Origin of the sequence: Promicromonospora sp. NPDC090134, from assembly GCF_044746965.1 — a bacterium.
Classification (GTDB): Bacteria; Actinomycetota; Actinomycetes; order Actinomycetales; family Cellulomonadaceae; genus Promicromonospora.
The window spans coordinates 1-24,914 of sequence record NZ_JBIVCZ010000019.1 but is presented as its reverse complement, the minus strand read 5'-3'; the positions used below and the strand labels follow the sequence as shown (position 1 = coordinate 24,914).

The following is a 24,914-nucleotide window of genomic DNA, read 5'->3' as shown; positions in this document are numbered from 1 at the left end:
TTCAGGGTGGCTGGCACGCCCTCAGTCTTGGCGGTGGTGCGGGGGAGAGGGAGTCCCTGGCATGGGGTGTACCGACAGGGCATCCCGTGCCCCGGGCGCCCGACCTAGCCTGGAGGCATGGACAACCGAGCAGAGGTCCGCGAGTTCCTCATGACCCGCCGCGCCCGCGTCTCGCCGGAGGCGGCGGGTCTGCCCGCGGGGACGCAGCGCCGGGTCGCCGGGCTGCGCCGCAGCGAGGTCGCCGCGCTCGCGGGCGTCAGCGTCGAGTACTACGCGAAGCTGGAGCGCGGCGCCCTGGGCGGCGCGTCGGCGGCGGTCCTCGACTCGTTGTCGCGCGCCCTGCACCTCGACGACGCCGAGCACGCCCACCTGCTCGACCTCGCCCGCGCGGCCGACGGCATCCCGTCCTCGGGGCGCGGCCGCCGTCGGGCCGCCCGCCCGGGGGCGCCGCGACCGAGCCTGCAGTGGATGCTCGACTCCATCACGGACTCCGTCGCGGTCGTCCGCGACCAGCGGCAGGACCTCGTCGCGGTCAACGCCCTCGGGCGCGCCTTCTACTCTCCCTTGATCGGGGACGGCGGCCGGACGCCGAACTTCGCGCGCTTCCAGTTCCTGGACCCTGCGTCCCGCGAGTTCTACCCGGACTGGGACCTCTTCGCCGGGATGTGCGTGGCGATCATCCGCGCCGAGGCCGGCCGCGACCCGCACGACAAGGGCATCCAGGACCTCGTCGGCGAGCTCTCGACGCGCAGCGAGACGTTCCGCACGCTGTGGGCCGAGCACGACGTGCGCACGCACGGCGCGGGCACCAAGCGGTTCCGGCACCCCGTCGTCGGCGACCTGACGCTGGTCTACGAGGAGCTCGCCCTCACCGCCGAGCCGGGCCAGGTGATGCTCGTCTACAGCGCCGAGCCCAGCTCGCCGTCGGCGGAGGGCCTGCGCCTGCTCGCGTCCTGGGCGGCCGCGGAGCCGCGGCCGGCGGCGGCCCCGTAGGGCCGCACCCGACCCGGCTCAGAGCGTGGTGCCGGTCTCCTGCGCCAGCGCCGCCAGGAGCCGGTCCTGGAACGCGGCGTCGAGGGCCGCGACGTGCGGCTGCTGTCGTTCCTGGTGGTACCAGTAGCCGCCGGTCGTCAGCGCGTCCGGCTCGTCGCTGGTGACAAGCCACTCCTGGGTGCGGTGCCCCAGCTCCAGGTCGTCCGGGGCGCCGGCCCCGCCCATCCGGGTGGGGACCCACCCGGGGTCGACGGCGTTGCTCAGCACCCCGGGGCGCAGGCGGGCGACGGCGGCCGCGAGGGCCGTGACGAACAGCTTGCTGTCGCCGTACGAGCCCGGCGTCCGCCCCTGCCAGTCGACGCCGTCGAGCACCGGGTGGCCACCGAAGTGCGAGCCGCTGCTCAGGTAGACCAGGCGGCCGGGCCCGGGCAGCAGGGCCGTGAGCAGGTACGGGGCGACCACGTTGACCGGCATGACGGCCCGTCCGCTCCACACCCCGGCGTTGTGGATCACCGCGTCCGGCGGGGCGTCGGCGGCCAGCGCGGCGGCGAGCTCCCGGACGTCGTCGCGCTCGGCGAGGTCGCCGACCACCAGCCGGGCGCCGCGGTCGACCAGCGGCCGCAGGGTCTCGGCGCGGCCGGGGTTCCGGGCGTGCACCACCACGTCGTGGCCCTGGCCCAGGAGCGTGTCGGCCGCGAGGCGGCCCAGCCCGTCGGCGGAACCCGTCACGAGAATTCGGCTCATGGGTCGATCATCCCCCGACGGCCGAGCCGGAGCCGTCGGCCTCGCCGTCGTCGTGACCGCTGGAACGTCACCACCACCGAGTCGGGTGTACCGGTGCGGCGGCGTCGGCGCGCGCCGACGGGCGCTGGTTACGCGCCGGGCAGAACAACGGGCGGTTGTCAGTGGCTCGACCTATGATCGAACAAACGTCCGCTGGAATGGTGTTGTTGGTTTGTTGTTCGGTTCGGAGGGGGGGGGCGACATGGGCAGGCAGTGGTGCGACGACAGTGGAGGTGGGGAAGCCACGACGTCCCCGGATGGTCCCGGCGCCCGTGCGGTGGCTGTGCGGGACGGCGCTCCCGCGTGGCGGGTCGATGGTGTCGCGGGCGCGATGCCCGCCGTATCTCCGATGCGTACGGTGCCGTCTGTGCGTGCCGTGTACGGCGACGACGATCTCGCGGACGGTTTCACGCCCGACGACGCCTGGCCCGACGACGCCTGGCTCGCCGCCCTGTTCGCCGAGGGTGAGGCTCTGTTCGGTGAGCGTGACCGGCAGTGCGCTCCGGGTGCTCCTGTCGAACTGGAACGGTGGCCGGTCGAGGCGCTGGCCGGCACACCGGGCGCCGAGCTGGCGTGGGTGGTCGAGGGATACACCGGTCCGGGCGCGGCCGCCGAGGCTGGGTCGACCCCGCTTGCCGCGTTGTCCGACGATCTGCTGGGGGAGCTGGTCGGCGCGTGCGCTCGGTTGCAGTCGTGGGCTGCGGGTGTGCAGGCGCGGGCCGTGGGGGAGCGGGTGGCGTGTGAGTCGAGTCCGTTGGCTCATGACTCGTTGGTCGGGCAGGTGACGGCCGAGTTGGTGGTGACGCAGGCTGAGGGGTCTGAGGTGGTGGTGCGTGCCGAGTCGGGTGCGGAGCATCCGACGGTGATCACGGCGCTCGTCACGGGTCGGATCGACGTGCGTAAGGCGCACACGCTGCTGCGGTCGGCGGCTGATCTGACGGTGGCCGAGCGGGCCGAGGCGATCGCGCGGTATCTGCCGCAGGCTCCGTATCGGACGTGGCGGTGGCTGCGGAACAAGCTCCTCGCGTTCGCGAAGGCGCGGCACGGATCGGCGGAGACCGCGAGGATTGCCGCGGAGGCCCGCAACGTGCAGGTGGACCGGGCGGAGAACGACATGGGTTGGCTGTCGGCGTATCTGCCTGCGGTGGACGCGGCGGCGGTGTGGGGTGTGGTGGATGACATGGCGCACCAGCTTCGGTATACCGCCGGTGAGGAGCGCACGCTGGGTCAGCTTCGTGCGGACTGTCTGACCGGGATCGTGACGGGTCGGCTGGTACCCGCGGACCGGTTCGCGGCCACCGGAGTCCCAGGGAGCGGGTCGGCCGACAGGGCGAGCGCCGCGGACGGCGGCGTCTGCACCTGCGGTGGCCGGGCGCCGGTTGTCCAGGAAAGCGTCGTGCGGGTGACGCCGACCCGGCCGGTGGTGCGGGTGACGGTCCCGGCGAGCACGCTCCTGGGCCTGGACGACGCCCCGGGTGAGCTCGACGGGTTCGGGCCCGTCCCGGCCGAGACGGTACGGCTGATCGCCAAGGACGCCACCTGGCGGCGGCTCGTGACGGACCCGGTGACGGGGGTGCTGGTCGATTACTCGTCACAGGCGTACACGCCAGGCAAGGTGCTGCGGGCGGCGGTGGAGGCCCGTGACGGGACCTGCACGTTCCTCGGGTGCGACACCCCGGCGATGACGTGCGACCTGGACCACATCGAACCCTTCGACCACGAGTGCACCGGCCGTACTGCTGCCGCAGCCGCGTCCAACGGTGCACGGGGGCAGACGAGTGCCCGAAACCTGCATGCCCTGTGTCGTCGGCACCACCTGCTCAAGACGCATGCCGGCTGGGGTGTGGAACGTGACCCGGTCACGGGCATCACCACGTGGACCACACCCGCGGGCAGGACTCATGTCCGGCCACCGACCGTGCTGGACACCCGGGTCGACCTGGACCTGGTCGACCCGGGGACCAGCCACGACCTGACATTGCGTGCCCTGACCCGCCGCCGCCTGCCCCGCGCCTACGCCGCGGCCGCGTCCACGACCGAACGTGTACCCGCCGCCGGCACCGATGCTCCGTCCGGACTCGGCGACCCGCCGTTCTGAGTCGCAGACCGGCCCGCTGCGGGCAAGTGCCTGCACGACCACCACGCGACGCAACCGGACACCCGATCTTCATCCGCGCTTTCGTTACAGGACCGCGGTCTCGTAATTCGCGGCCATCTGCGGGGAGTTCCATATCGATATCGCCAGTCGCGATATCCCGCCGGCCACCGGTCGGCCTCCCGAAAGGAACGCCCATGCGCCCCCGCGCACTCCCGGCTCTGGGCCTGCTCGCCCTCGGCACCACCGTCCTGCTCGCCGGCTGCTCCGGCACCGCCTCCGCCGACGCCGCGGCGTCGGACCCGGACGCCCCCATCACCTTCGCCACCACCCCGCTCGGCGACGACCCCGGCGCCGAGAATCCCATCGAGGCGTTCGCGGGCCTGGTCGAGGCCGAGACCGGCCGCGAGGTCGAGATCGTCGACGTGCCCGACTACACGGCCGTCGTCGAGGCCCTGCGCAACCACCACGTCGACATCGGCTTCATGAGCGGCTTCCCGTCCGCGCTCGCGGTCAACACGGGGGAGGTCGACTCGCTGGTCGCCTGGCCGGGCAACGATGACCCGGTCTCGACCTGCCTCGTGCTCGACGGCTCGCCCCTGGAGTCGCTCGACGACATCACGCCCGAGACCGTGGTGGCGTTCGCCGACCCGGCGTCCAGCAGCGGCTACTTCATGCCGGTGGCCATGCTGCACGACGCCGGCCTGGAGCAGGACGCCGACTACACGCCGATGTTCAGCGGCGGGCACGACATGAGCTTCACCGCCCTCAAGGAGGGCCAGGTCGACGTGGCCTGCACGTCCACGATCTTCCCGGCGATGGCAGGCCAGGGCGACCCGATGTTCCCCTTCGAGAAGGGCGAGACCCGCTCGATCGGGGAGAGCGCGTCGATGCCGGTCGCCGTCACCGTGCTCGCCGACCAGGAGCTCGCCGACGACAAGCGCGAGCTGCTGAAGCAGGCCCTGCCCCAGGTGTTCGTCGAGGAGAACGCCGACGCCCTCGGCGCGATGTTCGAGGCGATGCAGGGCACCGAGCCGATCGTCGACCCCGACCCGTCGACCTTCCAGCCCTTCGTCGACATCGCCGCGATCGCCGACGTCGACATCTCGGACCTGGGCTGAGCATGACCGGCCCAGCACTCGTCTCGGTGCGCGACCTGCGGGTCGCCTACGGCGACGGCCCCCTCGTGCTCGACGGCGTCGACCTCGACCTGTTCCCGGGCGAGATGGTCGCGCTCCTGGGCTCGTCCGGCTCCGGCAAGTCGACCCTGATGCGCAGCCTGACGGGCTTCGCGCCGATCACCGGCGGAGCGGCGCACGTCGTCGGGCACGACCTGACGCATCTCCCGCGCCGCCGGCTGCGCGACGTGCGCGCCTGCGTGGGCCAGGTGTTCCAACAGTTCAACCTGGTCGGCCGGCTCAGCGTGCTCACCAACGTGCTGACCGGGGCGCTGCACGACGCCGGCCCGCTCAACCTCGCCGGCGGGTTCTCCGGGGCGCACCGACGGCGCGCCCTGGAGCTGCTCGATCGCGTCGGCATCGCCCACAAGGCCACCGAGCAGGCGCGCTCCCTCTCGGGCGGGCAGCAGCAGCGCGTCGCGATCGCCCGCGCGCTCATGCAGGAGCCCCGGATCATCCTCGCGGACGAGCCCGTCGCCTCGCTCGACCCGAGGATGTCGCACGCCGTGCTGGAGCTGCTGCGCGAGATTGCGCACCAGGACGGGATCCCCGTGCTCGTGAGCCTGCACGTGCTGCCGCTCGCGCTGGAGCACTCCGACCGCATCGTGGGCCTGCGGCACGGCAGGGTGCTCGTCTCGGCGCCCACCGACCGGCTCGACGCCGCGGCGCTCGACGTGCTCTACAGCCACGATGACGAGATCCACGACGACGAGGCTCACGACGACGAGAAGGAGGCCCACCGTGTCGACGATCTCGTCTGATCCCGCCGCGCCGACCGCGCCCCGGCGCGGCCGGAGCCGCCGGAGCGCGCCGGAGCAGCAGCTCGACCCGCGCACGCGCGCCCGCCTGGAACGCGCCGTCAACGTGCCCCGCGCGCGGTTCCTGCTCGGCCTGCCCGTCGTCGCCATCCTGCTGGTGTGGTCGTTCGTCGGCGCGGAGTTCGACTTCGCGAAGCTCGGCGAGGGCACCGTGAACATGGGCGACTTCCTGCTGCGGCTCTTCCCGCCCACCTGGGACAAGTTCGGCACCATCGTCGAGCTGCTCGTCGAGACACTCCAGATGGCGATCGTGGGCACCGTGCTCGGCGCGGTCCTCTCGCTCGTGGTCGCCTTCGGCGCGGCGTCGAACATCGCACCACGCTGGCTGTACTACCCGACGCGGTGGGTCATGAACGTGATCCGCTCCCTGCCCGACCTCGTGTTCGCCCTGATGTTCGTCTCCGCCGTGGGGCTGGGGCCGTTCGCCGGCATCCTCGCCATGACCGTCGGCTCGATCGGCTCGATCGGCAAGGTCTTCGCGGAGGCCATGGAGGCCGTCGACGAGGGCCCGGTGACCGCCGTGCGCGCGGTCGGCGCCTCCCGGCGGCAGGTCGTCCAGTACGGGGTGCTGCCCCAGGCCGGGCCGCTGCTGGTCTCGTACACGCTGCTGCTCTTCGAGGGCAACGTGCGCGGTGCGACCATCCTCGGCATGGTCGGCGCCGGCGGCATCGGCCTGGAGCTCACCACGGCCATGCGCATGTACGACTACGGCCACCTGTCCGCGATAGTCGTCTGCATCATCGTGCTGGTCACGGTCATCGACCAGGCCAGCGCCGTCATCCGAAGGAAGATCACATGACCACCACTCCCGCGCTCACGCTCAGCGCCCCCGTCAACCTGCGCGACCTGGGCGGCATCCCCGTCGCCGGCGGCGTCGTCCGGGAGGGCTTCGCCCTCCGCGCCGACGACCTCGCCCTGGTGACGGACGACGTCGCCCGCGGCCTGGTCGACGCCGGCGTGCGCGCGATCATCGACCTGCGCTCGACCGACGAGCTCGGCGTGACCGGCCGCGGCCCGCTCGGCACGCACTCGAACGTGAGCTACCACCACGTGCCCCTGCTGGCCGACATCGGCGCGGCCGCCGGCGACCCCGGGGCGCACCCGGCTGAACCCGCCGAGGTGGCCGCCGGGACGGCCGCCGAGATGATGGACCAGACCAGGTTCGGCCGGATGTACCTGAGGATGTACGAGGGCGCCGCCCCGCAGATCGTCACGGCCCTCGCGATCATCGCCCACGCGCCGGGCACCGTCGCGTTCCACTGCGCCGCCGGCCAGGACCGCACCGGCGTACTCGCCGCGTCGCTGCTGCTCGCGCTCGGCGCGGACCAGGACCACATCGTGGCCGACTACGTGCGCACCGGCGAGAACTCCGCCGCCATCATGGCGCGCATCTCGCCCGTGATGCGGCCCCTCATGAGCCGGTTCGGCATCGAGCTGGACGCCGCAGCCCTGGCCGCCGTCAGCACGGAGTTCTCGCCGGCCCCGATGCACGAGCTGTTCGCGGCGCTCACCGAGCGGCACGGCGACCCACTGGCACCGCTGCGTGCCGCCGGGCTGACCGACGGGCTCGTCGCCCAGCTGCGGGCCAGGGCGCTCGCGGGCACGGGTACCGCGCCGGGCGCCGCGTAGGTGGCGGACGACACCCCGCGCGGCCCCGGCCGCCCACGCGCCCAGGGGCACGACGAGCGGATCGTGGACGCCGCCGTCGAGCTCCTGGAGCGGGGCGAGGAGATCACGGTGAGCCGCGTCGTGGAGCGCAGCGGCGTCAGCCGCGCGGCGATCTACCGGCGGTGGCCCAGCATGACCGACCTCGTCGCCACGGCCCTGGACCGGGGCCGCGCGCCGCACACCATCCCGCTGGAGGGCGACCTCCTGCAGAACGTGCTCGACGCGTACACCACGTCGTCGTCCACCATGTCGTCCACCATGTCGTCCAGCACGATGCGCGAGACGTACTCCGAGGAGCGGTTCCGGCTGCGCATGCGGCTGGCGATGACCGACCGCAAGCTCGCCCAGGCGTACTGGCGGTCGCACGTCTCGCGGCGCCGCGCCGGCATGATCGCGGTGCTGCGGGCCGGGATCGAGCGGGGCGTGCTGCGCCCCGGCATCGACGTCGACGCCTGCATCGACCTGATCAACGGGGTCTTCTACTACCAGTTCGTGGTGCGGGGCGTGACCCTGGACGACCCGGAGGCGCTGGCCCGCTGTCGCGAGGGCATCCGCGTCGCGTGGCGTGGCATGGCGGCGGGGCCGGCCTGAGCGCACGTACCTCGGCCAGGCCCGGCCAGGCCCGGACCGCGATCCGGTGTCACGATGGCGTTCATGAGCGAGACGAGAGACCTGCCGGTCATGGTGGGCGTGGACGGCTCGGAGTCGGCCACGCGGGCCGTGCGCTGGGCGGCGCGCGAGGCCGCCGGGCGCGGCGTGCCGCTGGTCCTCGTCAGCGTGTGGACGCCGGTGCCTCCCGGCGTCCCGCACGCCGCGACGCTCGGGCCGTACGAGGACGGGCTGATCGAGCAGGGACGCCAGTGGCTCGCCGACGCCGCCGCGGCGGCCGCGCAGGAGGCGCCCGACGTCCCGGCCGGCACGAGGCTGGCCAGCGGCTCGGTGGCGGGCCAGCTCGTGGGCAGGTCGGCGGCGGCGGGCCTGATGGTGCTGGGCTCGCGCGGTCTCGGTGGGTTCACCGGGCTGCTGGTGGGCTCGATCGCGGTGGCCGTGGCCACGCACGGGCACTGCCCGGTCGTGGTGGTACGCGGCACGCCGGCGCAGGAGGGCCCGGTGCTCGTCGGTGTCGACGGGTCGCCCACGAGCCGGGAGGCGATCCGCTTCGCCTTCGACGCCGCCGCCCTCCGCGACGCGCCGCTCGTCGCGGTGCACGCGTGGCGGGACGCGTCGGCCGCGGCCCGGCACGGGGTCCGGGGGCAGGATGCGCAGGAGCAGGCCTTGCGGGAGCACGGCGCCCAGGCGCTGGACCGCTGGCTCGCCGACGCCCGGGCGGACCACCCGGACGTGCGTGTCGAGCGGGTCGTCGCCCCGGACGGCCCGACGGCCGCCCTGCTCGACCGGGCCAAGGACTCCCGGCTCGTCGTGGTGGGCTCCCGCGGGCGCGGAGGGTTTCGCGGCCTGCTGCTGGGCTCCACCAGCCAGGCCCTGATCTACCACGCGCCCTGCCCGGTGGCGGTCGTGCCGCCGGCGGAGTGACGGGCGCCACGTACCGGGTTCCCCGCATGGCTTGACGCGGGTGCCCGAAGGATTAAGTTAGGTCAGGCAAACCTAAGTCGCACCACGCCGTCCGGTCCGGGCGGCGTTCCTTTCGCCTGCACGAGGAGCCTTCCGCATGCCCTCACACCTGCCCGCAGTGACGCAGCCAGTGCCCACCGCACCCTCGGGTTCGAGCCACGACACGACCGCGCTGCTGCGCGGGGCCACCGCGAGCACCTATGCGGACACCGTCCGCGCGGTCGCCGACGACATCGCCGCACGGCTCACCTCCGTGACCCAGCCGTTCTCCGGCGCCAGCCGCTCCGAGCTGCAGGGCCTCGTGGACGCCGTCGACCTGGACGGCCCGCCGTCGGGCACGCAGGCGGCGCTGCGCGAGGCCGCGGACCTGTACGCGCGGCATGCGATCTGGTTCCACGAACCCACCTACGCCGCGCACCTGAACTGCCCGGTCGCGCTGCCCGCCGTCGGCGCGGAGACGATGCTCGCGGCGATCAACACCTCGGTCGACACCTACGACCAGTCCACGGTCGCCACCCTCATGGAGCGACGCCTGGTCGAGTGGACGGCGGGCCGCATCGGCTTCGCCCTGCCTGGGGACGGGGACGGGGACGGGGACGGGGACGGGGACGGCGACGGGGACGGCGACGCCGCGGGCGAGCGGCACGGTGCGGACGGCATCTTCACCTCGGGCGGCACCCAGTCCAACTTCCAGGCGCTGTTCCTGGCCCGGGAGCGCGCCCGTCGCGACGGCGTCGGACTGGAGTCGATGCGGATCCTTGCCACGGGCGCGAGCCACTTCAGCGTCGCGAAGTCCGCGCTGCTGCTGGGCCTGCCGCACGACGCCGTGGTCGAGGTGGGCACCGACGCAGAGGGCCGGATGAGCCCGGACGCCCTCGGCCAGACCCTCGTCGACATCGAGCGCACGGGCGACACGGTGGTCGCCGTGGTCGCGACCGCCGGCACCACCGACCGCGGCCGCATCGACCCCCTGGTCCCCATCGCCGACCTGTGCGACGCCGTCGGCACCTGGCTGCACGTCGACGCCGCCTACGGCTGCGGCCTGCTGGTCAGCCCCACGCGCCGGCACCTGCTCGACGGGATCGAGCGGGCCCGCAGCGTCACCGTCGACTTCCACAAGTCCTTCTTCCAGCCCGTCTCCTCCAGTGCGCTCATCGTGCGCGAGCGGCCCGACCTCGCCCCCGTGGCATGGCACGCCGACTACCTCAACCCGGCGGAGGAAGCCGGGGAGCGGACCCCTGACCTCAATCAGGTCGACAAGTCCCTGCAGACCACGCGCCGCTTCGACGCGCTCAAGCTCTGGGTGACGCTGCGCGCCCTCGGGGCGGACGGCGTCGGCGCCCTGGTGGACGCCGTCTGCGACCTGGCCGCCGCCGTGCACCGTGACCTCGCCGGCGACACCGACTTCCGCCTGGTGGGGAGCACCGACCTGTCCACCGTCCTGTTCCGCTACGAGCCCGACGGGCTCGACCCCGAGCGCGCCGACGCGCTCGTGCCCCAGGTGCGGCGCGTGCTGTTCGACTCCGGCCGGGCCCTGGTCGCCAAGACCGTCATCGACGGGCGGCCCTGCCTCAAGCTCACCCTGCTCAACCCCGACGCCACGCTCGCCGACATCCGCGGCGTCCTGGAGCTCGTCCGCTCCGCCGCCCACGGGCTGCTCGCGGGGGAGGCGCTCGCGGACACGGACGAGCCGCCGTGCCGGGACGTGCACCCGCGGCTGGCGCGCGGCGAGGGGGAGGCGCGATGAGAGTCTTCGACCTGCTCGGCATCGGCATCGGCCCGTTCGACCTGGGCCTCGCGGCGCTCGCCCAGCCCCTGGACGACGTCGACGCCGTCTTCCTGGACCAGCGCGACGGCTTCTCCTGGCACGCGGGGATGCTCATCGAGGGCACCACGCTGCAGGTCCCGTTCCTGGCCGACCTGGTGACGATGGCCGACCCGACGTCGCCCTACTCGTTCCTGGCATGGCTCAAGGAGACGGGGCGGCTGTACCCGTTCTACGTCCGCGAGTCGTTCTACCCGCTGCGCGCCGAGTACGACCAGTACTGCCGCTGGGTGGCCGAGCAGCTCCCGGCGCTGCGCTGGGGTCGGCGCGTCACCGGCGTCGTCCGGGTGGTGGACCCGGCGGGCTCTGCCGCGGGTGACGACGACGCCTACCTGTTCGAGGTGACGGCACAGACCGCTCACGGTGTCGAGAAATACTGTGCCAAGCACCTCGTGCTGGGCACCGGCACCCAGCCGCGGCTGCCCGCCTTCCTGGACGGCCTCGACGACGCCACGGCCGGACCCGTGGTCCACACCAGCGACTACCTGCCGCGCCGCGCGGAGCTCGCCGCGGCCGGCTCGGTCACGGTGGTGGGCAGCGGGCAGTCCGCGGCCGAGGTGTACCGCGACCTGCTGGAGGGCTGCGGCACCGGGCCGGGGGAGCACCGGGTGGACTGGGTGACCCGCTCGCCGCGGTTCTTCCCCATGGAGTACACGAAGCTGACGCTCGAGATGACGTCGCCCGAGTACACCGACCACTACGTGTCGCTCCCGATCGAGCAGCGCGACGTGCTGGGGCGTGAGCAGCGCAACCTGTACAAGGGCATCAGCGGCGACCTGATCGACGACATCTACGACACCCTGTACCGCAAGTCGGCCCTGGGCGTCGAGGTGCCGACCACGCTGCTGTCCGACACGGAGGTGGTCGCGGCCCGGTTCGACGCCGGCGGAGCACAGGGCAGGGGCGAGTACGTGCTGACCCTGCGCCACGCCCAGCTCGACACGACGGCGGAGCACCGCACCCGCGCGATCGTCGCCGCGACGGGCTACGCCGCCTCGGTGCCCGCCTTCCTGGCGCCCGGCCTGGTCAACCTCGACGCGCGCGGCCGCTACGCCGTGCGCCGCGACTACACCGTGGACGACGACCGGCGGATCCACGTGGTGGGCGGCGAGGAGCACACCCACGGCGTCACGGCCCCCGACCTCGGCTTCGGCGCCTGGCGCAACTCCGTGGTCCTCGCGAACGTCACGGGCCGCGAGCCGTACCCGATCGAGCGCCGGATCGCCTTCCAGCAGTTCGGCCTGCCCGACGGCGGGGACGGGCCGGGACCTGGCAGTACGCACCCGACCGAGCAACCGACCGAGCACCTGACCGACAACGAGATGGAGGCCGCCCGGTGAGCGCCCCGACGACGGTCCACCCGTTCGCGACCACGACCCGCCTCGGCGAGGTGACGCTCGAACCCGTCGACCCGGTGCGCGACGCCGAGCTGGTGCAGCGCTGGCTGGCGCACCCGGCGTCGTCGTTCTGGCAGATGAGCGAGCTGCACGTCGACGACGTGCGCGAGTACCTGGCCGGCATCCAGGGCCGCCCCGGCGAGGACGCCTGGCTCGGCCGCCTCGACGGCGAGCCGGTCTTCCTCACCGAGACGTACGACCCGCGCGTGCTGCTCGCCGGCGTCCACGACACGCAGCCCGGCGACCTCGGCATGCACCTGCTGGTGGCCCCGCCCGCGACCCCGCGGCACGGGCTCACCGACGCCGTGATGACGGCGGTCATGCGGTTCTGCCTGTCGGCTACGGGCGCGGGGGCAGGAGCCGGCCGCGGCGCCGTCCGCGTCGTCGTCGAACCCGACGTCGGCAACCGGAAGATCGCCGCCAAGAACGCCGCCGCGGGGTTCCGCGTGCTGCGCGAGGTGGACCTCGGCCGCGGCGTGCACGCCAAGCGCGCCGCGCTGAGCGTCGCGACCCGCGCCGACTTCGCGGCGTCCGCGCTGGGCGACGGCTTCCCTGCTGACGGCGTCGGGGACGACTCGCACCCGGAGCCCGCGACCCACCGGCCCGACCCGATGATCGCCACGCACCTGAGCGCGCCGCTCATGGAGCACGCCCACCGGCACCTGGCCGCCAAGGCCCTGGCGGAGCTCGCCCACGAGCGGCTCTTCGCGCCGGAGCCGGATACCGCACCTGAGGGCGCCGCCCCGGACGGAAGCACCGTCGACGGCGCCTACCGGCTCGACCTCGACGGCGTCACCTACCGGTTCACCGCCCGCCGCTACGCCCTGGAGCACTGGGTGATCGACCCGGCGTCCATCCGCCGCACGGCCGACGCCGGGGTGCGGGGCGCCGTCGCCCTGCCCGTGGACGCGCTGGAGCTGATCGCGGAGCTGCAGCCGCTGCTCCAGGTGCCCGACGCCCTGCTCGCGACCTACCTCGAGGAGCTGTCGGCCACCCTGGCCAGCGCGGCCGCGAAGCGGGAGCGCGAGCTCGACGGCACCACGCCCTCGGCGCGCGGCCTGCTGGAGGCGGCCCGGTCGGCGTCCGGCACGCACGCCACCGCGGAGGCGTTCCAGCAGGTCGAGGCCGCCATGTCCGAGGGGCACCCGGGCTTCGTCGCGAACAACGGCCGCATCGGCTTCTCCCTGCCCGACTACCGCGCCTACGCCCCCGAACGCGGCGAACGCCTGCGCATGCTGTGGCTCGCCGCGCGCCGCGAGCACACCCACCTCGCGCTCGCGGCCGACCAGACCGAGGCCGGCCACTACGGCACCCCCGGCACCCCGGGCGAGCTGTCCGACGCCGAGCGCGCCGCCTTCGCCGACCGCCTCACGGCCCGCGGCCTCGACCCCGCGGACTACCTCTACCTGCCCGTGCACCCCTGGCAGTGGGAGCACCGCGTGGCGATCACCTTCGCGGCCGACGTCGCCCGCGGCGACCTGGTGCCGCTCGGACCCGGCTCGGACGAGTACCAGGCCCAGCAGTCGATCCGCACCATGTTCAACCGCACCCGCCCCGAGCGGCACTACGTCAAGGTGGCGCTCGCGATCCAGAACATGGGGTTCCTGCGCGGGCTGTCCCCGGCCTACATGCGGGCCACCCCGGCGATCAACGACTGGGTCGCGGACCTGGTGGGCGGCGACGAGACCCTGCGCCGCGCCGGGTTCGGCGTGCTGCGCGAGCTGGCCTCCGTCGGGTACACCGGCGACGTCTACCACCGCACGCCCCAGCCCAACCCGCACCGCAAGATGCTCGCCGCCCTGTGGCGCGAGTCGCCCGTGCCCCGGCTGGCGGACGACGAACGCCTGGTCACCATGGCGAGCCTGCTGCACCGCGACGCGGGCGGGGCGTCGTTCGCCACGGCCCTGGTCCGCGAGTCCGGCATCGCGCCCGAGCAGTGGCTGCGGGCCTACCTGGACGCCTACGTCTACCCGCTGGTGCACTGCCTGCTGAGCTACGAGCTCGCGTTCATGCCGCACGGCGAGAACCTCATCCTGGTGCTGCGCGACGGCGTGGTGCAGCGCGCGATCATGAAGGACATCGGCGAGGAGGTCGCCCTGCTCGGCCACGGCTCCCTGCCGGACGGCGTCGAGCGCATCCGGGCCGCCGTGGACGACGACGAGAAGGCGCTCGCGATCTTCACCGACGTGTTCGACGGCGTGCTGCGACACCTGGCGGGCATCCTGGCCGAGGACGGCGTGCTGACCGAGGACCGGTTCTGGGCCCTGGTGGCCGAGACGATCGACCGGCACGCGGCCGAGCACCCCGACGTGCGGGCCCGGACGGGGATCGACCTGCGGGCCGCGCGGTTCGCGCACTCGTGCCTCAACCGGCTGCAGCTGCGCAACACGCTGCAGATGGTGGACCTGACCAACCAGTCCGAGTCGCTGATCTACGCGGGTACGCTCGCGAACCCCGTGCGGCGCAGAGAGAGATGATAGGGAACGTGGACTTCGACCTGTTTCGTGACGACCTCGGCATCCCGCACGTGCGGGCCGCGACCGAGACGGCGCTGGCCTACGGCCAGGGCTGGGTGACCGCCCAGGACCGCGGGTTGCAGGTCGAGGCCGACCGGATGCGCGCCGAGGAGCGGTTCGGGGAGCTCGCCGGCGCGGCGGGGGAGGCGTGGGACCGGTTCGCCGCGCGGGAGCGGCTGGCCGCCACGGCCCGCGCGATCCACGACGCCCTGGCCGGGCCCGAGCGCGGGTGGCTGGCCGCGTACGCGGACGGCGTCAACGCCGGGCTGCTGGCGGGTGGCCGGGACGTGCCGGAGCTCGCGGGGGTGCCGTTCCGGCCCTGGGCGCCGTGGACGCCGATCGGCGTGTTCCTGGCGAGCCACGTGCTGTTCAACGGGTTCCCGAGCATCCTGTGGCGCGCGCACGTGGCGCGGCACCTGCACGTCCCGGGCGTGCCGCTGGACCGGGTGCTGGGCCTGTTCGTCGCCGACGGCGGTTCCGGGTCCAACGCGTGGGCGGTGCACGGCCGGTTCACCGAGTCGGGCAGCCCGCTGGTCGCGGGCGACCCGCACCGCACCCTGGAGCTGCCCGGCCCCTACCAGCAGGTCCGGCTCGCGTGCACCGACCCGGCCGCGCCCTACGACGTCGTCGGCTTCGCCTTCCCGGGCGTGCCCGGCGTGCCGCACTTCGGGCACGCGGTGCACGCGCAGGCCTCGGTGGCCTGGGGCATCACCAATGCCGGGGCGCACCACGTCGAGGTCGTGTCCGACGGCGCGGACAGCCGCGGGCCCGAGGGTTGGCGCCTGCACTGGCCGGCCCGCGAGCTGTCCGACGTCGGCGTGGGGGCCTGGCGCGCGCTGCTGCACGCCCGCACCGCCCGGGACGTCGCCGACGCGTTCGGCGGGTGGGTCGACCCCGTCAACCGGGTGCTCACCGCCGACAGCACCGGCGACGTGCTCAGCCTGACGGCGGGCAAGGTCCCGGCGGTGCCGGCCGGCGCGTCGGAGCGCGCGCTGCCCACGGCCAAGCCGGCGGACGGCTACGTGGACCTCCCGGAGCCGGTGCGGGTGACCGAGGTCGCCGTCGACGCGAACGAGCGGCCGGTCATGCAGCGGCCCGCCGGGCAGGACAGCCGCCCGGGCTCCGGCCCGCGCGACCTGCGTCCGGGACGGGAGGCGCACGACCTCGGCTGGTCCTACCCGCCGTACCGCGCGGAACGCATCCGCCAGCTCCTCGCTGCGGCCGCCGGGCCGGAGTCGCCCGCCACGCAGGCGCGCATCCACGGCGACACCCGCGACCTCGGCGCCGCCGGGCTCGTCGAGCACCTGGCCCGCGACGCCTCCGCGGCCGCCGTCCGCCTGCGCGCCTGGGTGGCCGACGGCGCCCACGTGGACGCCGCCTCCGCCGACGCCGCCCTGTACATGCGCTGGCGCGACGCCCTGGCCCGCCGCCTCGCCGGGAACCCCGTGCTCGCGCCGCTGCACGAGCCGCACGGGCTGGACCCGGCGCTCACGCCGGTGCTCGGCGGCGTCTTCGACGTGCCGACGGCGGTCGGGGCCGGGCTCGCCCGGATCCTCGCGGCCGACTGGCTCGTCGTCGAGGGTCTGGACGGGCAACGCCTGCGCGTCGACGCCGCCGCGGAGGCGACCGCGGCGCTGGCCGAGGTGGCGTCGTCCGCCGTCGGCCCGGCCGAACCCGCCTGGGGCGACCTGCACGTCCCCGCCCCGCTGCTGCCCGTGCCCGACCTGGTCGCGCCTGCCGTGCCGGGCCGCGCGCTCGGTGTCGCACCCGCGCCGGTCTCGGGCAACAACGAGACGGTGCGCTGCACGGGCGGCTCGCCCGGGGTGGCGCTCACCGCGTACCGGGCGTCGGTGGCGCGGTACGTCTGGGACCTGTCGGACCGCGCGAACAGCCGGTGGGGCGTGCCCTTCGGCGCCGCCGGCCGCCCGGGCAGCCCGCACTTCGACGACCAGCACGCCACGTGGGCCGACGCCCGCACCTCCGCCGTCGTCACCGACTGGGAGCGGCTGCGCCCGGCGGACACCAGCCTGCGGCTGCTCAACGGGCCCCGCGGCACGGAGGTGTGGCGCCGCGACTTCGGCGAGGACGGCGTCGTCACCGCGCACGTGCTGGACCCGGAGGCCAACGCCGACCTGCTGCACGGGTGGTTCACCCAGCCGCGGGCGGCGTTCTGGGGGATGGGGGAGCACACGCGTGACGAGGTGCGCGACACGTACGCGTTCGTGGACTCCCTGGAGACCCACCACGCCTACCTCGTGCGGTGGGACGGCGAGCCCGTGGTGCTCGTGCAGGCCTACCACCCGGAGCACGACCCCGTCGGCACCGCCTACGACGTGCGGGAGGGCGACCTGGGGCTGCACTTCTTCCTGGGCAGCCGCGGCCCGGTCGCCCGGCACGGGGCGCCCGCGGACCCCTGGTCGGTGCTCGGGCCCGCGATGCGCGGCTTCCTCTTCGCCGGGCCGGGCACCCGCCGCGTGGTCGGGGAGCCGGACGCGCACAACGAGAAGGCGCTGCGCCGCATGCTGGTGATGGGGTTCACCGCGGGCGAGGTGGTCTCGTTCGAGTCGCCCCAGGGGCCGAAGACGGCGCGGATGGCCTACCTGGACCGATAAGGTCCGTGAACCGCGAGCGCGCCCGGGGCGGTAGCGTCGCGGGATGGTCACCGCACAGCCCGCCGCCCAGCCGGCCCCGGAGGAACTGCACCGCACCCTGCTCGTCCGCCCGCCGTCGCCCGCCCTGGCCGACGGCGAGCTGACGCACCTCGAACGCGTCCCCGTCGACGCGGACCTGGCCGCCCGGCAGTGGGCGCGGTACGTGGACGTGTTCCGGGGCCTGGGCTGGTCGGTGCGCGAGCTGCCCGCGGCCGACGCCCACCCCGACGGCGTGTTCGTGGAGGACGCGGTCGTCGTGTTCGACGGCCTGATGGTGCTGACCCGGCCGGGGGCCCTGTCCCGGCGCGGCGAGATCGACTCGATGCGGCCGGTCGCCGAGGCGGCCGGCCGCGAGGTCGCCGAGATCGCCGGGCCGGGCACCCTGGAGGGCGGCGACATCCTCAAGGTCGGCCGCACCGTCTACGTGGGGCGCACGGCCCGGACCAACGCCGAGGGCGCCGCGCAGCTCCGTGCGCTCCTGGAGCCCCGCGGCTGGCGCGTCGTCGAGGTGCCCGTGACCCGGGCGCTGCACCTCAAGTCGGCCGTGACCGCCCTGCCGGACGGCACGGTGATCGGGTACGCGCCGCTCGTCGACGACCCGAGCGCATTCGAGTCATTCCTGGCCGTCCCGGAGGCGGAGGGCACCGCCGTCGTCGTGCTGGACGAGACCACCGTGCTGCTGTCGGAGTCCGCGCCGGACACCGCGGAGCTCCTGCGGGGGCGGGGGCTCACGGTGCGCACCACGCCGGTCACCGAGTTCGAGAAGCTCGAGGGCTGCGTCACGTGCCTCTCGGTGCGGGTGCGCTGACGCCGTTTCCGGGCCGTTTCTCCTGTGGTGCAGGTCACAGGAAAGAAGGTGCTTACCGAAACTAACAACTTGCGCCCGGCGGGATAATAGACGTGATGCCTCCCACAGACGAACGCTCGAATCGATCCGATCCTTCTTCTGACCCCAGCAGTCCGCCCGGCGACGAGCGCAGCACCTTCGCCTCGATCCGCCGCCTGTACCCCTACGTCCGCCCCGCGCTGCCGCGCCTGGTGGGCGGTCTGGTCGCCTCGCTCGGCGCCAGCCTCATGGCGCTCGCCATCCCGCGCGTGCTGCAGTGGGTCACCGACGGCCCGCTCACGGCGGGCGCCCGCGAGCACGACTGGACGGGCCTGGCCTGGTCCGTCGTGCTCGTCGCCGTGCTCGGCGTGGGCGAGGCCGGCCTGATCCTGCTGCGCCGCACGCTCGTCATGTTCCCCGGCACGCGTGTCGAGGCCGTGATGCGCATGGCCCTGTTCAAGCACCTGCAGGACCTCCCGGTCGCGTTCCACGACCGCTGGCCGGGCGGGCAGCTGCTCAGCCGCATCATGGGCGACCTCGGCCTGCTGCGCCGCTGGCTCGTCTTCGGCATCCTGCAGCTCGTGGTCAGCTTCGTGACCATCGTCGTCGGCGTCGGCCTGCTCGTGGCCACCGGTGGCTGGCTGGGCATCATCTTCCTGTGCGGCGCGATCCCGGTGACGATCCTGGCGTTCCGGTTCTCCCGCAAGTACCGGAAGATCTCGCGGCTCTCGCAGGACCAGTCGGGCGACCTCGCCACCACCGTCGAGGAGTCCGTGCACGGCATCCGCGTGCTCAAGGCGTTCGGCCGCGGCCCGGACGCGCTGGACTCGTTCACCGACCAGGCCTCCGAGTTGCGCGAGACCGAGATCCGCAAGGCCACCACCGACGCCGGCCTGACCACCGCCCTCCGCGTGATCCCCGAGGTCACGCAGGCCGCCGCCCTCGTGGTCGGCGTCTACCTGGTGGCCCAGGGCGACATGACGCTCGGTGCGCTGGTCGCGTTCTTCACCACCACCGCGGTCATCAACGGCCCGGTCGTGGACCTCGGCATGACCCTCTCGATGACGCTCAACGCGCGGACCGCCGTCGACCGGTTCTTCGAGGTGATCGAGACCGTCAACCCGCTCACGGACCCGGCGGTTCCCGCCGCGGATACGGCCGCGGGTACGGCCCGGGGCAGCGGGGGCGGGCACGTCGCCTTCCGCAACGTCACCTTCCGGTACGACGACGCCGAGCGCCCCGTGCTCGACCAGGTCGACCTGGAGCTGCCGCCCGGCACCACCACTGCCCTGGTCGGCCTCACGGGTTCCGGCAAGTCGACCCTGGCGATGCTCCCGCCCCGGCTCTTCGACGTCACGGCGGGCGTGGTCGAGGTGGACGGCATCGACGTGCGCGACATGACCCGTGCCCAGGTGCGCGAACGCGTCGCCGTCGCCTTCGAGGACCCGACGCTGTTCTCCGCCTCCGTCCGGGACAACGTGCTGCTCGGCGTGCGCGACGACCTGCCGGAGGCCGAGCGCGAGGCGCTCATGACGCAGGCGCTCGACGTCGCCCAGGCCCAGTTCGTGCTGGACCTGCCCGACGGCGTCGGCACCCGCATCGGCGAGGAGGGCATGTCCCTGTCCGGTGGGCAGCGCCAGCGCCTCGCCCTGGCCCGCGCCATCGCCGCCCGGCCGCGCGTGCTCGTGCTCGACGACCCGCTGTCCGCCCTCGACGTCACCACCGAGGAGGCCGTCACGGCCCGCCTCCGGGACGTGCTGCGGGACACGACCAGCCTGATCATCGCGCACCGCCCCTCGACCGTGGCTCTGGCCGACCGGGTGGCCGTGCTGCAGGGCGGGCGCATCACCGCCGTCGGCACGCACCACGACCTGCTGGCCACCGACCCGCACTACCGGTACATCATCTCGAGCCTCGAGGGGGACTACGAGGCCCACGAGCCGGAGGGCACCGAGTCCCGGAACGCCGAGCCCACGAGCCAGGAGGCGCTGTCATGACGGTCACCACCGAGCCCACCCGCCGTCGTCCCACCGACGCCGCCGCGGACGACGAGACGCTCCTCGGCAAGGAGGCGTCCCGCGCCGTCCGGTCCCGGTCCATGCAGCTGCTCGGCGACCTGCTGCGCCCCCACAAGCGGGCCCTGGGCTGGGCCGCCGTGCTCGTGGTCGCGTCCACGCTCGGCCAGGTCGCCGGGCCGTGGCTCGTCGCCGTGGCCATCGACAAGGCGGTGCCCGCGCTGCAGGACGGCTCGGTCACGCCCCTGGTGCTGACGGGCGCCGGGTACCTCGTCGCTGCCGTGCTCGGCGGCGTCGCCGCCGGAGCCTACGTGCGGGCCGCGGCCCGCATCGCCCAGGCCGTGCTGCTCGACCTGCGCCGCCGCGTGTTCCGCCAGACCCAGCGGCTCTCGCTCGAGTTCCACGAGTCCTACACCTCGGGCCGCATCATCTCCCGGCAGACCTCCGACCTGGAGGCGCTGCGCGAGCTGCTCGACGGCGGCCTCACCGGCGTCGTCTCCTCGCTGCTGCTGATGGTGTTCACCTTCGTGAGCCTCCTGCTCATCGACTGGCGCTCCGGCCTCGTGCTCGCCGTCGCGTTCGTCCCGGCCTGGCTGCTCACCCGCTGGTTCCAGCGCATGTCCCAGCGCTACTACCGGGAGCAGCGGACGGCGTCCGCCCGGCTCATCGTCAAGTTCGTCGAGACGATGACCGGCATGCGCGCCGTGCAGGCGTTCCGCCGTGAGCCCACCACCGAGGCGGACTACGGCAAGCTCGGCGAGGACTACCGCGACGCCAACCTGCAGATCTTCGGCGTCAACGGCCGGTTCCAGCCCGGCCTGATCCTCATCGGCAACCTGACGGTCGTCGCGGCGCTCGCCGTCGGCGGCTGGCGGGTGCTGGACGGGGCGATGGAGGTGGGCGTGCTCGCAGCCGTGCTGCTGTACTGCAAGCGGTTCTTCCAGCCCGTGCAGCAGCTCGGCATGTTCTACAACTCCTTCCAGTCCGCGACGGCGGCGCTGGAGAAGGTCTCGGGCCTGCTCGCCGAGGAGCCCACCGTCGTCGAGCCCACCCACCCGACGCCGCTCGCGGCCGCGGGCGAGCGGGCCCGCGGCGAGCTGCGGCTGGACCACGTGCGGTTCCAGTACGGCGACGGCCCCGTCGTGCTGCCGGACCTGGACCTCACGATCCCGGCCGGCCAGACCGTGGCCGTGGTGGGTACCACCGGTGCCGGGAAGTCGACGGTGGCGAAGCTGGTGACGCGGTTCTACGACGCGTCCACCGGCGCGGTGCGGCTGGACGGCATCGACGTGCGCGACCTGGCCTCGGCCGACCTGCGGCGCGCCGTCGTCATGGTCACGCAGGAGGCGTACCTGTTCAGCGGGTCCGTGCGCGAGAACATCGCGCTGGGCCGGCCCGGGGCGAGCCAGACCGAGATCGAGGCGGCGGCCCGCGCGGTGGGCGCGCACGAGTTCGTCATGGAGATGCCCGACGGGTACGACACCGACGTGAACAAGCGCGGCGGCCGGGTCTCCGCGGGACAGCGGCAGCTCCTGTCGTTCGCCCGGGCGTTCCTCGCGGACCCCGCGGTGCTGGTGCTCGACGAGGCGACGTCCTCGCTCGACATGCCGGGCGAGCGGCTCGTGCAGCGGGGCCTGCAGACCCTGCTGGCCGACCGGACCGCGATCATCATCGCCCACCGGCTGTCCACCGTGGCGATCGCCGACCGAGTGCTGGTCATGGAGCACGGCCGGGTGGTCGAGGACGGCACGCCCGCCGAGCTGATCGCCGGCGACGGCCGGTACGCGCGGCTGCACGAGGCGTGGCAGGACTCGCTGGTCTGAGCGGGTCCCTCTGACGCGGCCGGGCCGGGCCGGCCGGCCCGGCCGGGCCGCGTCAGCGGTCGCGCAGGCCGGCGATGATCGCGGCCAGGGCCCGGTCGAGCTCGGCGTCGGTCACCCCGCCGAAGCCGAGCACCAGGCCCGTCAGGTCGGCGGTCCGGCAGTACAGCTCCAGGAGTCGCACCTCGAACCCCGCGGCGCGGGCCGACGCCCGCGCCGCGGCGGCCGCCTCCGGGCCGGTCAGCCACGTCGAGTACATCCCGGCCAACGGCCCGGCGAGCTCGGCGTGCGGCGCCATGGCGGCGGCGACCCGGGGCGCCCGGTCGGCGTAGACACGGCGCGCGGCGCGCACCACCCTGTCGACCCAGCCGTCGCGCAGCAGGGTCAGCAGGGCACGCTGGTTGGGCCAGGGCGGGGTGTCGTGGGTGATCGCGCGGCGGTCCAGGAGGCGCTCGTGGATCTCCGGCGGCGCGACGAGCCAGCCCAGCCGCAGCCCGGGGCTGACCGACTTGGACGCCGTCCCGACGTAGGCCACGCACGACCGGTCGAGAGCGGCCAGGGCGGGCACAGGAGCCACGTCGTACCGGAACTCGGAGTCGTAGTCGTCCTCGACCACCACGGCGCCCGCGGCGCGGGCCGCCGCCAGCAGCGCGAGCCGGTCCGCGGCGGGCATGACCCGGCCCAGCGGGTGCTGGTGCGCGGGCGTGACGTACGCGGCGGCGCACCCGGACAGGTCGGTGACGGCCGCGAGGGCCGGATGGTCGACGACGCCGCGCCCCGCCGTCCGGATCGTCTCCACGGCGGCCCGGTAGCCCGGGTCCTCGACCAGGACGTCGCCGGGCCCGAGCGCCCCCAGGAGCTGGCGCAGGGCGTCCGTGGAGCCGCTGGTCAGCAGGATCTCGTCGGGTCCCACGGTCAGACCGCGGGTGCGGGCGAGGCGCTCGGCGAGGGCCTCGCGCAGCTCGGGGAGCCCGCCCGGGTCGGGGTAGCCGCGCGGCGGTGTCGTCGCGGAGACCTCCCGCCAGGCTCGGCGCCAGCCCGCGAGCTGGCGCGGGTCGATCCAGGGCGTGCCCGCGTCCAGGTGCGTGTACCTGGTCGCCCGGGTGGCGGGCCGGCTCGGCCGTGGCTGCGCCGGGAGCGTCTCCCCGGAGGCGACGAACGTGCCGGCGCCGCGCCGGGTGGAGACCCACGCCTCGGCCAGGAGCTGGTCGTACGCCTGCTCGACGACGGCGCGCGCGACCCCGAGATCAGCCGCCAGGGCGCGGCTGGAGGGCAGCCGGTCGCCGGTGCTGAGCGTCCCGTCGGTCACGAGGGCGCGCACGGCGGCGGCGAGCTGGGCGGGGAGCGGCTCAGCGCGGGTGCGGTCGAGTCTTACGGGGAGCATGGTGCGGCTTCCGGGTCGGGGTGGGGTGGGGTGGTTCGATGTCGGGTGGCGCGGGCTCGTTCGGGGCGGTGCGGGAGCCCGGTGGCCCGTGTCCCAGGGCGAGTGGCTTGTTCAACTGGCGGCGGAATGGCCCGTGTCGGTAAGCCACTCCGGGGGTCAGGCTAACCGTATGACGACACAGCAGCTCACGCCGGGACCAGCCGCACCCGGTCGCCCCGAACCCACTCCGTCCACGTTCGACACATCCGACACGTCCGCACCCGGCCTGTCCTCGGCCCCGCTCTCGCCCACGAGCCGGACGACGCCGACCCGCGGCCGCAACCGTCAGGTCGACGAGCGGGAGCGACTCATGGCGCTGCTCGCCGACGCGCTGATCGCGCACCTGGGGGTCGTGGCCGGGGCGCACCCGGTGGTGCTGCCCATCGCCTTCGCAGTCGACCCCGGCGGGCCTGACGACGGCGGAACCCTGTACCTGCACGGCTCCGTCGCGGCCGGCTGGCTCGCACCGGCACTGGAGCAGGACGTGTGCGTGACGGTGACCGAGCTCGACGGCCTGGTGCTGGCGCGGACGGGCTTCCACCACTCGATGAACTACCGGTCGGCGGTGGTGATCGGGCGGCCCCGCCGGGTGACCGACCCGGGGGAGCGGCGCCGGGCGCTCGACCTGATCGTGGACCACATGGTGCCGGGGCGCGCCGCGACGCTGCGCCCCGCGACCCGCAAGGAGCTCGCGGCGACCGTCGTGATCGCGCTGCCGCTCGCCGAGGCCTCCATGAAGCAGCGCGAGGGCGGAGCCACGCTCGAACCCGGGGACCTCGAGCTCGACGGCTGGGCCGGGCTCGTGCCGGTGCGCCGGGTCGCCTCGGCGCCCGTCACCGAGGACTACGTCGCCGACCCGGTGCCCGAGCTCGTGCTGCGGCGCGCGGCAGAGCTGGGTGGGGCGGCGGGGCTGGGTGGGGCGGCGGGGCTGGGTGGGGCGGCGGGGCTGGGTGGGACCGAGCGAGGCTGACCGAGGAGCCTCCGCGACCCGGGATGTCGCCGGCGCTGTTGGCTGTGGTGTCCGCTCGACCAGGACCGCTGGCACGCTCAGAAGGGCGGCTCGTCGAGGAAGGGCAGTCGTGGCTTGATGATGCTCATCGCGTAGTGCGGTCCGTCGGATGACGTGGTGCCTGCTCGGCTGTTTGAGACCGGCCGTCTCAAGTGGTGTCGGGTGTCGTCGGTGAGGCTGGTGATGTCGTTGCTGACGTGGCCGACCTGGGTGGGTGGTCGGGTGTAGGTGTGGCCGGTGGGTGCGGTCCAGGTCGTGGTTCCGGTGTCGGGGTTGCGGGTGACGTTCCAGCCGTGGTGGGTCTTGGCGAGGTGGTGGGCGCGGC

The 24,914-nt window shown here is 74.2% G+C and carries 18 protein-coding genes and 1 pseudogene; 16 read left to right on the top strand and 3 right to left on the bottom strand.

Going from position 1 to position 24,914, the window contains the following annotated elements:
* Positions 1-117 precede the first annotated feature (117 nt).
* Entirely contained in the window at positions 118-993 is an 876-nt protein-coding gene (locus ACIPN7_RS29430; protein ID WP_400550706.1) for a helix-turn-helix transcriptional regulator, read from the top strand.
* A gap of 18 nt (positions 994-1,011) precedes the next feature.
* Here the strand turns inward: ACIPN7_RS29430 and ACIPN7_RS29425 are convergent, their stop codons facing one another.
* Entirely contained in the window at positions 1,012-1,737 is a 726-nt protein-coding gene (locus ACIPN7_RS29425) for an SDR family NAD(P)-dependent oxidoreductase (RefSeq protein ID WP_400550704.1), read from the bottom strand.
* Between the two features lie 406 nt (positions 1,738-2,143).
* Between ACIPN7_RS29425 and ACIPN7_RS29420 the strand changes: the two genes are divergently transcribed.
* The 14 genes from ACIPN7_RS29420 (at position 2,144) to ACIPN7_RS29355 (ending at position 22,160) form a co-directional block, all read left to right on the top strand.
* Positions 2,144-3,874 (top strand): HNH endonuclease, encoded by a 1,731-nt coding sequence (locus tag ACIPN7_RS29420; RefSeq protein ID WP_400550702.1) that lies wholly within the window; start codon positions 2,144-2,146, stop codon positions 3,872-3,874.
* A 194-nt stretch (positions 3,875-4,068) separates the two neighbouring features.
* Entirely contained in the window at positions 4,069-4,992 is a 924-nt protein-coding gene (gene phnD / locus ACIPN7_RS29415; protein WP_400550700.1) for a phosphate/phosphite/phosphonate ABC transporter substrate-binding protein, read from the top strand.
* A gap of 2 nt (positions 4,993-4,994) precedes the next feature.
* Positions 4,995-5,810, top strand: a complete 816-nt coding sequence (locus ACIPN7_RS29410) for a phosphonate ABC transporter ATP-binding protein (protein WP_400550698.1) — start codon at positions 4,995-4,997, stop codon at positions 5,808-5,810.
* The gene (gene phnE, locus ACIPN7_RS29405; protein ID WP_400550696.1) at positions 5,791-6,666 is read left to right on the top strand and encodes a phosphonate ABC transporter, permease protein PhnE; all 876 of its coding nucleotides are present in this window, start codon (positions 5,791-5,793) and stop codon (positions 6,664-6,666) included. The genes ACIPN7_RS29410 and phnE overlap by 20 nt, the downstream gene beginning before the upstream one ends.
* The gene (locus tag ACIPN7_RS29400; RefSeq protein WP_400550694.1) at positions 6,663-7,496 is read left to right on the top strand and encodes a tyrosine-protein phosphatase; all 834 of its coding nucleotides are present in this window, start codon (positions 6,663-6,665) and stop codon (positions 7,494-7,496) included. Before phnE ends, ACIPN7_RS29400 begins: the two co-directional genes overlap by 4 nt.
* Positions 7,497-8,126, top strand: a complete 630-nt coding sequence (locus ACIPN7_RS29395; RefSeq protein ID WP_400550693.1) for a TetR/AcrR family transcriptional regulator — start codon at positions 7,497-7,499, stop codon at positions 8,124-8,126.
* Between the two features lie 63 nt (positions 8,127-8,189).
* Positions 8,190-9,068, top strand: a complete 879-nt coding sequence (locus ACIPN7_RS29390) for a universal stress protein (RefSeq protein ID WP_400550692.1) — start codon at positions 8,190-8,192, stop codon at positions 9,066-9,068.
* A gap of 136 nt (positions 9,069-9,204) precedes the next feature.
* Entirely contained in the window at positions 9,205-10,854 is a 1,650-nt protein-coding gene (locus ACIPN7_RS29385; protein WP_400550691.1) for a pyridoxal phosphate-dependent decarboxylase family protein, read from the top strand.
* The gene (locus ACIPN7_RS29380; RefSeq protein ID WP_400550690.1) at positions 10,851-12,272 is read left to right on the top strand and encodes a lysine N(6)-hydroxylase/L-ornithine N(5)-oxygenase family protein; all 1,422 of its coding nucleotides are present in this window, start codon (positions 10,851-10,853) and stop codon (positions 12,270-12,272) included. Before ACIPN7_RS29385 ends, ACIPN7_RS29380 begins: the two co-directional genes overlap by 4 nt.
* Positions 12,269-14,806: a GNAT family N-acetyltransferase gene (locus ACIPN7_RS29375; protein WP_400550689.1), complete on the top strand. Its 2,538-nt coding sequence runs from the start codon at positions 12,269-12,271 to the stop codon at positions 14,804-14,806. The genes ACIPN7_RS29380 and ACIPN7_RS29375 overlap by 4 nt, the downstream gene beginning before the upstream one ends.
* A gap of 8 nt (positions 14,807-14,814) precedes the next feature.
* Positions 14,815-17,457, top strand: coding sequence for a GNAT family N-acetyltransferase (locus ACIPN7_RS29370; RefSeq protein ID WP_400550687.1), 2,643 nt, complete (start codon positions 14,815-14,817; stop codon positions 17,455-17,457).
* 43 nt (positions 17,458-17,500) lie between these two features.
* Positions 17,501-18,304: a dimethylargininase gene (gene ddaH, locus ACIPN7_RS29365; protein ID WP_400550685.1), complete on the top strand. Its 804-nt coding sequence runs from the start codon at positions 17,501-17,503 to the stop codon at positions 18,302-18,304.
* A gap of 95 nt (positions 18,305-18,399) precedes the next feature.
* On the top strand, positions 18,400-20,319 hold the full coding sequence (locus tag ACIPN7_RS29360; protein WP_400550683.1) for an ABC transporter ATP-binding protein: 1,920 nt from the start codon (positions 18,400-18,402) through the stop codon (positions 20,317-20,319).
* On the top strand, positions 20,316-22,160 hold the full coding sequence (locus ACIPN7_RS29355) for an ABC transporter ATP-binding protein (RefSeq protein WP_400550681.1): 1,845 nt from the start codon (positions 20,316-20,318) through the stop codon (positions 22,158-22,160). The genes ACIPN7_RS29360 and ACIPN7_RS29355 overlap by 4 nt, the downstream gene beginning before the upstream one ends.
* A 52-nt stretch (positions 22,161-22,212) precedes the next feature.
* On the opposite strand, the gene ACIPN7_RS29350 is transcribed toward ACIPN7_RS29355, so the two are convergent.
* A complete protein-coding gene (locus tag ACIPN7_RS29350) occupies positions 22,213-23,541 on the bottom strand; it encodes a PLP-dependent aminotransferase family protein (protein WP_400550679.1) in 1,329 nt (442 codons plus the stop codon).
* Between the two features lie 169 nt (positions 23,542-23,710).
* Between ACIPN7_RS29350 and ACIPN7_RS29345 the strand changes: the two genes are divergently transcribed.
* Positions 23,711-24,550, top strand: a complete 840-nt coding sequence (locus ACIPN7_RS29345; RefSeq protein WP_400550677.1) for a pyridoxamine 5'-phosphate oxidase family protein — start codon at positions 23,711-23,713, stop codon at positions 24,548-24,550.
* A gap of 77 nt (positions 24,551-24,627) precedes the next feature.
* Here ACIPN7_RS29345 and ACIPN7_RS29340 read toward each other — a convergent pair.
* Positions 24,628-24,914, bottom strand: a pseudogene (locus ACIPN7_RS29340) (HNH endonuclease); the annotation flags it as partial.